This is a genomic window from Okeania sp. SIO2B3 (assembly GCF_010672525.1).
Classification (GTDB): domain Bacteria; phylum Cyanobacteriota; class Cyanobacteriia; order Cyanobacteriales; family Microcoleaceae; genus Okeania.
The window spans coordinates 68,436-81,367 of the sequence record NZ_JAAHGH010000020.1; the positions used below are offsets into that span (position 1 = coordinate 68,436).

The following is a 12,932-nucleotide window of genomic DNA, read 5'->3' on the forward strand; positions in this document are numbered from 1 at the left end:
TTCTTGTGGTTTGAGTTCCCATCCACTCCTTCCTTCTTCCCTCTTCCTTCCTCCTTCTTCAATAATCATAAGGATTTTTCGGCTTAGGAATTGGTTTAATTGTAGATGGCAAAATTGTTAATTTACGTTGACCATTCAGCTCATCAGTAATCATTTTACCTTCAACTTTAAACCAACCATCTTGAGCATATTTACTCCGACTCCTACCTTCTGGTAATTTAACTGGTAATCCCACTGGATAAGCATCAGCAGCACAACAAGTCAGAATAAATCTAGATATCCAAAAATATTGCTCAGATAATCCAGGAGGATAAATTACAAACCCAGTCACTTCAACTTTTTGATCATTATAAGCATCTGGTTCTGGATAAACATTTAAAATTCTAATCCATTCAATCAGCGATCGCTCTTCTGGTTTAGTAACACTACGAAATTCTTGAGGTTGAGTTCTAGTTACTGGCAAAGATTCTGTTAAGCCTCTTTGTAATGCTGTTTGACTAGCAAAAACTTGAGGAGTAATCATCAATGCCGATAGAGCTGATATTAATAATAAACCACTACTCCAACCAGGAGGAAAAAGATTAATATGCTGATTTTCAATACTGGTTAATGCTTGTTTTGATTGTCTCTTAAATCTTTGATTTTTGCTAATATTCAATAATTCCCAAATTTTCAATCCACCTAATAATAGTAAAGCAATTCCAGCTCCCACTGTTAAACCAAAATAACGAGGATGAATTAATATATATAACTTGCTTGTAGTCCAATAATACAATAACACAAAACCCCAAACAAAAATTGCTATAGCATCTATCCAAGAACTATATTTTTTGAGTAGAAAAAAAAGTGAATTGTAAACTTTCATCTGATTAAAATTGCTGACAAATATTGTGGTTTCAAGCCTCCTCTTTTAAGGGGATAAAAGCGGTCTATCTTCTCAGCTTACCGTCGGTTGGGATGGCGAAGAAACCTGCGCCATATCCAATCGACCAAGAGAAGAAAAATTTTCCTTTGAATCAATCCTCTTAATTTTAAAGGAGAGTTCAATAATTGATAATTGATAATGGATAATTGATAATTACCTCTCCCTAAAACGGATAGGATTGAATAAAAGGAAAAAATTTATATTTTTACCCTTGAAAGGGTCGGCTTTAAACCTGAATTATTGAATTATTGAATTATTAATTCTTCGGTAATTATTAATCCTTCAGTAATTATTAATTATTAATTATTAATTATTAATTATTAATTGTTCCCTGCTATAAGTTAATTTAACTCAAATATAAATTCACAATCAAAGCCATCATAAATGTTAATTGTGCTGCTAAAACCATTAAATAAATTACAACCCGCGACCGAAATACTGATAATAACAAACCAACAGCTTTGATATCAATCATAGGTCCAAAAACCAAAAAAGCTAATAGGGAACCACTGGTAAAAGTTGCGGCAAATGACAAAGCAAAAAAAGCATCCACAGTCGAACAAATAGAAACCACTGTGGCCAAAGTCAGCATAGCAATAATTGAACTAATAGGACCCTGACCAAGACTCAGAATAAATTCACGGGGTGCAGCAACCTGAATCATTGCAGCGATCGCGCTACCAATAACCAAAACTCCACCTAAGTCTTGTAACTCTTGCACCATACTATTTAACAAAGATAAAAGTCGCTGTCTATCAGGTGCAACGAACAGAGATTTCCAGCTCATATCTTTGTTAGAAGTGGTTTGACTACTCACACCTAGTGGACTTTGATTAATAGTACTAGCTTCTACTTGCCACAGTGGGATAGACTCCAGGGGCATAGATGTGCTAGATTGACCGAGAAAAAATGTTCCTGACTGTAAAAGAGGAGAAGTTTCAACTTTTTGAGAAACTGACTGTTGAGGTCTAGGTAATAGACGAGCAGTTGTAGGTTGCAATAACGGTCGCATATCCTTTTGTACGCTGAATACCCAACCAATAATTGTTGCTATTGCCAGAGAAAATACCACCCGTAACACTACTATTTCTGGTTGGTCTCTAAAAGCAGTCCAAGTGGCCCATATTACTATGGGATTTACTGTTGGAGCTGCCAATAAAAAACCAATTGCTACTGAAGCTGGTACACCTTGTATCAATAAACGTCGGGCAACTGGAACATTACCACATTCACATACTGGGAACAAAAAACCAATTAAACTACCGACAAACGCTCCTAAAAGAGGGTTTTTAGGCAGATATGTAATTAATTTACGCTCATCAATAAACCACTGTAATATTCCGGAGAAAATCACCCCCAACAGTAAAAATGGTATTGCTTCTACCAATAAACTAAGAAAGAGGGTGAAAGCATTATTCAACTGATTTGTCAGCGTTGATGCCATCTTTATATTTACTTTATATTTACTCTTTAAACTTTATTTTCTAAATATTTTCTCTGGTTCAATAATCTCCTAGGGGTCGGTATTATTTAAATAACTATACATATATTTACAATGTAAGTATATACTAAGGTAATCTAGATAATTAACTTAATCTAGATCTATACAGTTTCTTTTGACACACAAATAATATTTTGAGTTTTATGCTTAACTTATCTAGCTTTAAGCCCTTAATCTTACCAGCTCTTGAAAACTCCCTGCCAAAAACTTTTCAGGAGTTAACTTTACGAAATTTATCATTATATGATTTTCAAGTTGACAGTAATCAATCAGGAGAAGTGGCTGCTTTAAGACTAGAAGCTGAACCAAGATTGCCAGGAATAATCTTAACTGAAGAGGGACATATCTCAGGAATGATTTCCCGACAGCGATTTTTGGAGTATCTGAGTCGCCCTTTTGGACGAGAACTATTTCTCAAAAGGTCTTTAAAGACTTTGTATGAGTTCGCTTACACAGATTTTTTAATGATGCCTGGAGATACGAAAGTTATAGAAGCTAGTAGTAAAGCTTTACAGAGACCAACTAACCAAGCTTATGAACCAATTGTGGTTGAAATCGAACCCTATGTCTACAGAATTTTAGATGTCCATCATCTGCTGACAGCTCAATGTCATATTCATCAATTGGCCAGTAATTTACTCCATGAACTTTATCAAGAATTGGAGACAGCTCACCAAAAATTAGAGCTTCAAGCTTCTTTAGATGCCTTGACTCAAGTTGCTAATCGTAGAAGATTTGACGAATATTTAGCTCAACAGTGGCTCCAGATGTCTAAACAACAAAGCCCTATATCCATAATTATGGCAGATATTGATTGTTTTAAAGGTTATAATGACACTTATGGTCATCAAGCTGGAGATAAGTGTATCAAGCAAGTAGCTTTAGGAATTAATCAAGCTGTTCAAACGTCACTTAAAACAAATAAGGAAAATTTAGTGGCTCGTTATGGAGGAGAAGAATTTGCGATAGTTTTACCTCAGATGAATGCTATTGATGCTGTTTCTATAGCGGAACAAATTCGTTCTCATGTCAAGTCATTAAATATTACCCATAAAGCATCTGTTGCCTCAAAAGTTGTAACTTTAAGTTTAGGAGTTGCTACAACTATACCTCAATTGAGTAGCTCGCGAGAAGCATTAATTGCTGAAGCAGATCGAGCACTTTATCAAGCTAAAATTCAAGGTCGCGATCGCGTTATTCTTAGTTAAGGGTCGCTCTAGATAAATCAAAAAAATTTGAAACAAATTTTGGCTTTGTTGCATCTACTCTAACTCTAAATATTGCTTTAATACTTAAGCTAATTTTCTGGTGATGATTTCTTGAATCAACATAATGTTATTTTTGAGTACGACGACTTCTAGGAGGAACGACTTTTGGGGAAGTAGATTTACGAGGAGTGGACTTACGTCGCTGTTTCTGAGGTTTGACTTTGGGGAGTAAGCTAGATAAACCTTTAGTTTTGAAGCGTTTATAAACTGAACTACTCCAATCACTAACAGAATGACTCATTGCACCAAGTTCTAGACCCACTAATAAAGCAATTACTTCTTGATAATGCAGGGAAAGCGATCGCCACAAGCTTTCAACAAACCCTAAAATACTCCATTCCAGCCCCAGTAATTTATCTATAATTAAACCAAATACAATTACTACTCCCAGCCATGTCAAAAGATACAGGATTCGTAGTGCAGTACCAATTATCGGTCCATGAGATAAAAAGGAGCGATGATTCAGACTTGTTTGGTAGGGTCGCCAAAGCCACTTAAACCAACCCCATCGTTGAAATTGCCGAGAATTAATGTCCAGGTCTGGGCCAAACATTAGCCCACTGAACAAAAAACCCCCAGAAACAAATAAGGTTAAGTGGGTACTATGAATTAACCCAAAGCTTAAGCTTGTTACTATGGGTAAACTCCACAAGGTTATCCGGTCATGGGTGCTACCACTGGGCATAGCAGATTTAATCTAGGCCAAAAAAAGCATAATCTATTTATCAAACTTAGCAGATAAAAGATACTTTTTTTTACTTGCATATTTAGTAAGATGTGTTATAGTAGTAAAAGTTGGGCGGTTAGCTCAGCGGTAGAGCGCCTGCCTTACAAGCAGGATGCCACTGGTTCAAATCCAGTACCGCCCATACAAGAATTACTTGGAATAAAAGGGGCAAGGATTATTGTGCTTGTTTATTGAGCAGTCATAACTGTACCCTCACTCCATCTTTGCCCCACTTTTAATCTTTAATTCTAAAAGTCCATTAAGAAATAAAGAAATATTGACACATTTGAACACTTGAATATTGTCTTTTTATTGAAGCTATTTGTCTTTGTTGTGGTTTGTGGTGGATATGTGGTGGCTGAAACTACTGGTAGAGGTGAATGTTGTGGATGTTGTGGATTTTTTAAAAAAATACTAAGGTCTAAAGATTTTCTGTTGAGCAAATAATTAATTATTTTTTGAAAATAAATAAGTTTGATTCACCACATCCACCTCTGGCAAGGGTTTTGTCCACAACATATTCACCACATCATCTACCACCATCCACCACACCAAAAAAATCTCTAAAAATGAATTTAGGGACTAAAGGTATAAGCGATCGCTATTACGAATAGTCCATCCCAGCTAGTGGGGCTTAAAGGTATGAGCGATCGCTATTACTGATAATCTGCCCCGTCTAGTATGGACTAAAGGTATGAGCGATCGCTATTACTAACGGTCTAATATGATTGGTGGGACTGGCTGGGTTAGATAAAAAGTCAAACCTTCTTTCTTATCAATACCCTCTTGTGGCGTTATATAATCTAACAGTAGACAGTATACTATAATGAATCAGGGAAAAAGGCAAGAAGAATGGTTAATAAGATGTATTCGTTTAGCTCCAAATGCTCCTGAACAAAACCCTATTGAAGATGTTTGGCTACAAGGAAAAGAAATGGTAAGAAGATATTGGAATCTTTGCCATAATTTTAAGATAGTCAAGTGGCTATTTTCTTGGACTATTAATCAAGATTTGTTTGATTTTCCGCACGTTATCAATGTATGGTTCCTCAATCTAAACTAGGATTATTCTCATCTATTTTACCTTGATGCCTTCAGTACTTAGGCAAATACGCTATATTATAGTGTTTAATAATTATGATATGTCTGTATTTAGGTTGTTGTGAATAGAGCCAGAGCTAAGACCTCCCCGCTTGGGTTAATGCGGATTAGTTGGAAACGTCCACTGTGTTCCTACTACGTCGCGTGTCGAGTGACCCCCCCGCTTGGGTTAATACGGATTAGTTGGAAACTTTTAGTAGGAATTTCTTCCTAAACTTCCTTCAAAAATTATTTGACTGATAACTGATAACTGATAACTGATAACTGAAGTAACGTCCCAGGTAGTTTAATCTATCTGGGTTTTTTATTTTTTGAAATATTCCGAGCTGCGATAAAACTCCGTTCCATTGACGTGATCGCAAAGTAGAACAGACTTTAGTTGTCCTACTTCCGTAAAGATATATATTAGACTTGTCGCTAAATAGAGGGAAAAAATCGCTCCAACCTAGACAGAGCAATAACTCCAAGGCTTTTTAGCTTCCAATAGCTACAATCGTTATAGAACAAGGTTTTTGGGGATTTTTGAAGTTATAAAGCGACAAGTCTATTGTTTAATATTATTTGGGGTTTGTAGACACGAATTGGCGTGTCGAAGACTATCCCCATACAATTTTTCCTTCTGCCCTCTGCCTTCTGCCTTCTTCAAATAATGCCATAATTGATTTAATTTTCGATTATTGGAGAAGTCTAAAAAAATGTCTGAAAATAATTCTTTAATTGGTCAAACTCTCAGACAACATTACAAAATTGTCGAACAATTAGGATGTGGGGGTGGGTTTGGAGAAACTTATATTGCTGAGGATATAGATATACCAGAAAATCCTAAACCTCAGCGTGTTGTTAAACGACTAAAACCGACTATTAAGCATCAGCAAGTCCAAAGATTATTTGAGCAAGAAGGTCAAATTCTCAACCGACTTAGTAGATACGATAGGATTCCTACTTTGTATGCTTATTTTGAGCATAATCAAGAATTTTATCTAGTTCAAGAACTGATAATAGGCCATGATTTAACCACAGAAATGAGTCAGCTTTGGAGTGAAGCTAAAGTGCTAAATTTTTTGTCAGAAATTTTAGAAGTTTTAGCTTTTGTACATCAAAATGGGGTAATTCATCGAGATATTAAACCAGGGAATATTATGCGGCGAGACCGCGACCAAAAATTAATGTTAATTGATTTTGGTGCGGTTAAAGAAGTGAGTAATATTGTTGTTAATTCTCAGGGAAAATCTAGTAGTACAATTGCAGTGGGTACTCCTGGTTATATGCCTGTGGAACAAGCACAAGGAAGACCACAATTTGCTAGTGATATTTATGCTGTGGGTATTACTGCAATTCAAGCTTTGACAGGAGTTACACCGAGGGATTTTATCCAGGATGAATTAGGTGAAATAGACTTACAAAAATTAGCTCCTAATATCAGTGAAAAGCTGGCTAATTTTTTAACAAAAACGGTTAGGGTTAATTGGAGACAACGTTACTCGGATGCTGCTGTTGCTTTACGAGCGTTACAGGGAAATATTGAACCTATTTCTGGAATATTAAATTGGATTTTATTAAAGATAACTATTGGTTTGATTTGTCAGTATAAAAATTGCGATTTTAGTATTTTTCAAAATTGTCTAGAATTCTTTGTAGACCGCCTTCAGCAAAATAGTACTTCTGTGAATTATGAGCTTTACAAAACTGTTAATATGTCGCTATTAAAGGCACAAGAAAAAATTGCTATTGAATATAGAAATCAGATTGGTGGTTCTTTTCCCACAGTACTTCAATATTCACCATTTCATTCTGAGCAAAAACGAGAAAATTTGGGTTGGGTGAATCGTAAAATATCTAAGTTGAGAAGTGAGTTAAAAAAAATCAATCAAACAGAATATGTAACAAGTTTTCCTGAAGATATTAGTTGTTTGTTAATTCCTTTGCCTCCTGTAGATGAAATTAAGAATTTATGCCAGAGTTTTATTCAGGTATTACTCCAGGGAGATGAACCAGATGGATATTTAGAAAAGCTGCAAAGAGATGTGGGAGGTTTATTAAATTTAGTAGCTGTTAATTTTATGCAAGAAGTGCGCCAGAATCAAATAGTTAAAGAAATTTTTGAATATGATTTTTTAGAGATAATTAATCAACAATTACCAGGAGATAAATTGACTCTAGAATATTTAGATAAATCTCTCCAGAAAGTTAGATTAGAATTAACGGAATTAAGGATTCAGCAGGAAAAAGCAACAACAGCAATTATCTCACAACCTATTAATTTTGATGTGACACGACCAGGTAATTCACAAGTTGAAGAAGGAAGAAGGAAAAAGTGGATGGGTACTCAAACTCCAAGCAATTTTCAAAACAATGAAAAGGGGCTATTACTGGATACTCCCTCTGGTCAAGTACCACTTAATTCTTTCTTTTATATAGAGCGATCGCCCATAGAGTCGGAGTGTTATGAAACTATTATGAATCCGGGAGCTTTGATTCGAGTTAAAGCACCTCGACAGATGGGAAAAACTTCTTTAATGAGTAGAATTTTGAATTATGCTCAACAGCAAGGATATTGCAAAGCTTGTTTAAATTTTCAGTCAGCAGATGAGGAATTTCTCACTAATCTTGATTTATTTTTAAAGTGGTTTTGTGCCAGTATTACTGATGAATTGAATCTAGAAGAAAAACTATCTGAATATTGGCAAGGAGTATTAGGAAGTAAAAATAAATGTACAAATTATTTTCAAAGATATCTACTATCAGAAATTTCTACTCCTTTAGTTTTAGGATTAGATGAAGTAGACCAAGTTTTTCAACATCCAGAAATTGCTACTTCCTTTTTTGCTTTGCTCAGGACTTGGCATGAACGTGGTAAAAACGAAGCAGTTTGGCAAAAGTTAAGGTTAGTAATTGTACATTCAAAAGAAGTATATATTCCTCTAAATATTAATCAGTCACCTTTTAATGTCGGTTTACCCATAGAGTTACGAGAACTCAACTGGGAAGAAGTAGAAAACTTAGTCAAATTACATCATTTAGAATGGTCTTCAGAACAGATAAAAGAATTAATGGCAATGGTCGGGGGACATCCTTATTTAGTACGTCAAGCTCTCTATCAAATTGCCAGGGGAAGAATAACATTAGAAAAGCTATTACAGGTTGCTCCCACAGAAGAAGGTCCCTATTGTGACCACCTACGTCGCCACTTAAATAATCTCGAAGAACACCCAGAATTATTAACAGCAATTAAACAAATTATTACCATAGATTACCCTATCTCTATAGGCACAAAAGAAGGATTCAAATTACGCAGTATGGGATTAGTAAAATTTCAAGGAAATTTAGTCATGCCCCTATGTGAATTGTATCGGAGATATTTTAGTTATCGACTGTAAAGCAATTTCAGTTATAGCGCTACGTGCTAGGGAATAGGGAATAGGGAATAGGCAACAGGTAAGAAAGTTTGCTGGACTTTTTCTTGTTAGTAAATAACCAATTCTTGTTTAAAATCTCATTTGAAAACGCTATATTAGTCAAAGTATCAAAATCCTAAATTTATATCTATGAATTTGTGGAAAAATATTATATTTTCACCATTTTATCCTGTAGCCAGTCTATAAATCATGTATTAAAGAAGCAGTCAGCAGTCAGCACCAAGAGTGATCGGCAGATTTTTTTGAGATGCCCTCGTTTGCGGAGCATTCCGTTAGGAAAGGAGATTTCAACTCCTCCTTTTTTGTGATTTTTTTCGATCCAATTGGTATAAGAAAATTTTTATAAATCATTAGACATCTCCAGAAAAGAGGGAGTAGGGAGGTTCCATGCAACCTCCCTACAGAGTAGGTGGAAATAATTAATGTATATAGTAAGAGAATTAATTTGATTTTTTATTATTGGAGATGTCTATTATTATCTTAACTCTTGACAATATACTATCTGAATAAGATATTATTGTTTATATAACTAAAATACCACAATTAAAAGTGCATCAAATGTATTTATTTTCTCCTGATAAAAACCTACTTATAATCCTGCAAATATGTTTTCTATTAACAAATATTTATCCTCGCTAAACAATCAGCGAAAATTCGCAAGATTACTCAGAAGTACACTGAGATTTATCTATAGTTTATTAGAAATTGCTACTATTTTACTCACCGTTATTTTGTTGATTTTAGGAATTATTTATATTGAAGATACCATAGAACAAAAAACAGAGTGGGGTAAAGCTTTTCTACAATCCCTTGAAGACTCAGAAATTCTAGGAACTATTGAAAATATTAGCGTTGTTACAGCATTAGTGATTTATCTTAGGTGGGGAAAAAAGAAATCCCATTATCAAGCTTGGCAAGTAATTGACTCTGCCCAAGGATTACAAATTAGCTATGCTAGAATCAAAGCCCTAGAAGAACTTGTCAAAGGAGGTGTTTGTTTAAAAGGTTTATCTCTACCTAAAACCAATTTAGACCAAGTTAATTTAGTAGATGTAGATTTTAAAGAAGCAAATCTTCAAGGAGCGAAACTTTTAGAAGCCAACCTTCGAGGAGGTAAATTTGAATTAACTCAATTACAAGGAGCTTTTTTGTGGGGAGCAAATCTTCAAGATACTTTCTTTCTCTTAACTCAACTTCAAAAAGCAAATCTTTGTTCAGCAAATCTAAAAAATGCCGATCTTGAAGGAGTTAATCTCTTAGAAGCAAATTTACAAAAAGCGAATTTGGAGGGAGCTTATATACTAGGAAATCTTCAAGGTGTTGACTTACAAGAAGCAAATTTAAAAGGAGCAAATCTCCAAGGTTGTTATCTGAAAAACGCTAACTTTCAAGGTGCAAATTTGAAAGGAGTAAACTTACAAGAAGCTAATTTACAAGGAGCAAATTTTCAAGATGCTAATCTACAAGATACCAACCTACAAAAAGTAAAAGGTCTGAATCCATTACAGATTAAATCTGCTAATAACTGGCAACAAGCTAAATATTCTAGAGAATTTTATTCTCAGCTAAATTTACCAGAGAAATGAAGGAAGAAGGAAGAAGAAAGAAGGAAGAAGGCAGGAGGCAGAAGGCAGAAGGCAGGAGGGAAAATTGCTGAATTTCCTGCTGCGCAAACAGCATAAGTACCTCTTGCCCTCTGCCTTTGAGGTAATAATTATTAATTATTAATTATTAATTATTAATTATTAATTATTCCCTAAAATCTACAATAATGTGCGCTGGCTTATGTACAAATTGCAGGAACTGTCCAATAGTTAAAAGTCTGATAAAATCGGCTTTTTATTCCCCCTGTTGCCTGTTGCCTGTTGCCTGTGCCCAGCGCTATATCTCACAACTCAAATAAGATTGCTAAATAATATGAACAAAAGTCACATTCGGCTCAACAAAACCACAAGAGAATGGGTTATTTATGCACCAAACCGAGGCAAACGTCCCCAGGACTTTCAACAAGAAGATATAGTACAAGAAAAAGTAGAAAGTCACTCTCCAAACTGCCCTTTTTGTCCTGGTAACGAAGAGCGTCTAGGAGGTATTTTGTTAGAAAAACAAAACCCAGAAAATACTAACTGGCAAGTGCGGGTTATTCCTAATAGATTTCCCGCTTTAACCCCCGATGAAAATACCGATAGAAAATTAGAAGGAATTTATCTGACCATGCCTGGTTATGGTAGACATGAAGTAATTATTGAAAGTGCAGATCATAGTCAAGATATTCCCACAATGTCTATCCAAGAAGTAGAGATAATAATTGATACTTACCATCAACGTTACATCGAACTTATGGAAATAGATGAAAGTATGATGGTGATTATATTTAGAAACCATGGTAAAAAAGCAGGTGCTTCTTTACGCCATCCCCATTCTCAAATTATTGCTACTAGCATTGTTCCCCAACATCGGCGCTGGCAAGAAGAAGAAGCTCAAAGATATTATGATGAATTTGGGCACTGTTTATACTGTGAAATATTAGCATTTGAAAAACAAAATAAAACGCGAGTAATTGAGGAAAATTCATCCTTTTTAGCTTTTATTCCCTTTGCTGCTAAAGCACCTTTTGAAATCTGGATAATGCCAAAAGAACATCAAGGTGATTTTGGTAGTATTTCAGAGCAAGAAAAATCTGATTTTGCATTAATTCTCAAAAATATTCTCACCAAATTATCAGAAAAATTAAACGACCCAGATTATAATTATGTAATTAACACTGCGGCTCGTTATAAAGCAGAAGAACCTCAAGTACATTGGTATTGTCTAATTGAACCTCGACTTACTACACCGGCAGGTTTTGAAATTGCTTCTGGTATTAGAATTAATCCCTCCCTTCCAGAACTAGATGCAGAATTTTTAACTACTTAATAGCAGGGAATATTCAACAATTAATAATGAATAATGAATAATGAATAATTAACAATTACCGAATAATGAATAATTAATAATTAAATAATTCACGCCTTGAAGCCTCTCCTTTTAAGGGGAAAAAAGAGGTCGTTTTGCTGGCGCACAACTTCGTTAACGCTACGCGACATGTTTGCGGAGCATTCCGTCAGGAAAAAGCGGAGCTTCCCGTAGGGTGGGATGGCGAGGTCTCAGAGCCATATCCAATGGACAAAGAGAAGAAATAATATTTCCTTATATTCAATTTTGTAACGTTTTTAACCAGAGGTAATTATCAATTATCCATTATCCATTAATGAACTCCCCTTAAAAGAGGAGGCTTTAAACTACAATTTTTCGGAAAGGAAAACATTCTTCTTCCTTCTTCCTTCTGCCTTCTAAGTTGATGCAGCAAGAGCAATAGCTCCGACAATAATTTGATGTTCTTGTATTTGAATTCTTTCGTGCAAAGTTTCTGGTGTATCGTCAGGCAAAATTGGTACAGCCGCCTGCATTAAAATCGGACCATTATCTACTTCTACATCTACTAAATGTACCGTACAACCAGTTATTTTTACTCCAGCTTCTAATGCTTGTTCTATGGCTTTAATACCTCGAAAACTAGGTAATAAACTGGGATGAATATTGATAACTTGATTAGGAAAAGCATCTATTAAAACTTTAGTAACAATTCGCATCCAACCAGCCATAATTACCCACTCTACATCATATTCTTGTAGAGTTTCAACAATTTTGCCGTCAAATTTTTCTCTATTTTTGCATTCTCGATGATTTAATAATATTGTCGGCACGCCCCATTTTTCTGCTCTTGTTTTAACCTTTGCTCCAGGATTATTATAAATCATTACTTGAACTTGGGCATTTAATGTTTGATTATTTATTGCTTCCATAATAGCCTCAAAATTACTACCACTTCCAGAGGCAAGAATTCCTAATTTTAAAGGAGAATTTTTTGCCGAAAAATGATCGGGGATAGCTGGAGAAATTAGAAAAGAATTAGAATTGAATTGTTGAGCTTCTGTTGTCATTTTTTCAAGTT

10 protein-coding genes and 1 tRNA gene are annotated in these 12,932 nt (G+C 35.0%); 7 read left to right on the forward strand and 4 right to left on the reverse strand.

Annotated elements, in window-relative coordinates:
- Nucleotides 1-58: 58 nt before the first annotated feature.
- Nucleotides 59-865, reverse strand: coding sequence for a TIGR03943 family putative permease subunit (locus tag F6K15_RS16875; protein WP_293062629.1), 807 nt, complete (start codon nt 863-865; stop codon nt 59-61).
- A gap of 406 nt (nt 866-1,271) precedes the next feature.
- Nucleotides 1,272-2,369: a permease gene (locus F6K15_RS16880; RefSeq protein WP_293062631.1), complete on the reverse strand. Its 1,098-nt coding sequence runs from the start codon at nt 2,367-2,369 to the stop codon at nt 1,272-1,274.
- A gap of 200 nt (nt 2,370-2,569) precedes the next feature.
- Here F6K15_RS16880 and F6K15_RS16885 point away from each other — a divergent pair, with 200 nt between their 5' ends.
- Nucleotides 2,570-3,634, forward strand: a complete 1,065-nt coding sequence (locus F6K15_RS16885; protein WP_293062632.1) for a GGDEF domain-containing protein — start codon at nt 2,570-2,572, stop codon at nt 3,632-3,634.
- A gap of 127 nt (nt 3,635-3,761) precedes the next feature.
- On the opposite strand, the gene F6K15_RS16890 is transcribed toward F6K15_RS16885, so the two are convergent.
- Complete coding sequence (locus tag F6K15_RS16890; protein ID WP_293062634.1) at nt 3,762-4,379, reverse strand: metal-binding protein; 618 nt, start codon at nt 4,377-4,379, stop codon at nt 3,762-3,764.
- A 112-nt stretch (nt 4,380-4,491) separates the two neighbouring features.
- Here F6K15_RS16890 and F6K15_RS16895 point away from each other — a divergent pair.
- The 6 genes from F6K15_RS16895 (at nt 4,492) to galT (ending at nt 11,854) form a co-directional block, all read left to right on the forward strand.
- Nucleotides 4,492-4,563: transfer RNA gene (locus tag F6K15_RS16895), tRNA-Val, on the forward strand.
- A gap of 316 nt (nt 4,564-4,879) precedes the next feature.
- Nucleotides 4,880-5,035, forward strand: a complete 156-nt coding sequence (locus F6K15_RS16900; RefSeq protein WP_293062636.1) for a hypothetical protein — start codon at nt 4,880-4,882, stop codon at nt 5,033-5,035.
- A 212-nt stretch (nt 5,036-5,247) separates the two neighbouring features.
- On the forward strand, nt 5,248-5,484 hold the full coding sequence (locus F6K15_RS16905; RefSeq protein ID WP_293062637.1) for a hypothetical protein: 237 nt from the start codon (nt 5,248-5,250) through the stop codon (nt 5,482-5,484).
- 733 nt (nt 5,485-6,217) lie between these two features.
- The gene (locus F6K15_RS16910) at nt 6,218-8,899 is read left to right on the forward strand and encodes an AAA-like domain-containing protein (RefSeq protein ID WP_293062638.1); all 2,682 of its coding nucleotides are present in this window, start codon (nt 6,218-6,220) and stop codon (nt 8,897-8,899) included.
- 644 nt (nt 8,900-9,543) lie between these two features.
- Nucleotides 9,544-10,524, forward strand: a complete 981-nt coding sequence (locus tag F6K15_RS16915; protein ID WP_293062639.1) for a pentapeptide repeat-containing protein — start codon at nt 9,544-9,546, stop codon at nt 10,522-10,524.
- Nucleotides 10,525-10,843: 319 nt separating this feature from the next.
- Nucleotides 10,844-11,854, forward strand: a complete 1,011-nt coding sequence (gene galT / locus F6K15_RS16920) for a galactose-1-phosphate uridylyltransferase (RefSeq protein ID WP_363268127.1) — start codon at nt 10,844-10,846, stop codon at nt 11,852-11,854.
- Nucleotides 11,855-12,270: 416 nt separating this feature from the next.
- Here galT and purN read toward each other — a convergent pair whose 3' ends face one another.
- Nucleotides 12,271-12,921 (reverse strand): phosphoribosylglycinamide formyltransferase, encoded by a 651-nt coding sequence (purN, locus tag F6K15_RS16925; RefSeq protein ID WP_293062642.1) that lies wholly within the window; start codon nt 12,919-12,921, stop codon nt 12,271-12,273.
- Nucleotides 12,922-12,932: the final 11 nt, after the last annotated feature.

What these genes read in the sequence shown, in the direction of transcription:
- F6K15_RS16915 (WP_293062639.1), top strand. Translation starts at nt 9,544, where the DNA reads ATGTTTTCTATTAACAAATATTTATCCTCGCTAAACAATCAGCGAAAA.
- F6K15_RS16905 (WP_293062637.1), top strand. Translation starts at nt 5,248, where the DNA reads ATGAATCAGGGAAAAAGGCAAGAAGAATGGTTAATAAGATGTATTCGT.
- purN (WP_293062642.1), bottom strand. Translation starts at nt 12,921, where the DNA reads ATGACAACAGAAGCTCAACAATTCAATTCTAATTCTTTTCTAATTTCT.
- F6K15_RS16910 (WP_293062638.1), top strand. Translation starts at nt 6,218, where the DNA reads ATGTCTGAAAATAATTCTTTAATTGGTCAAACTCTCAGACAACATTAC.
- F6K15_RS16890 (WP_293062634.1), bottom strand. Translation starts at nt 4,379, where the DNA reads ATGCCCAGTGGTAGCACCCATGACCGGATAACCTTGTGGAGTTTACCC.
- F6K15_RS16880 (WP_293062631.1), bottom strand. Translation starts at nt 2,369, where the DNA reads ATGGCATCAACGCTGACAAATCAGTTGAATAATGCTTTCACCCTCTTT.
- F6K15_RS16875 (WP_293062629.1), bottom strand. Translation starts at nt 865, where the DNA reads ATGAAAGTTTACAATTCACTTTTTTTTCTACTCAAAAAATATAGTTCT.
- F6K15_RS16885 (WP_293062632.1), top strand. Translation starts at nt 2,570, where the DNA reads ATGCTTAACTTATCTAGCTTTAAGCCCTTAATCTTACCAGCTCTTGAA.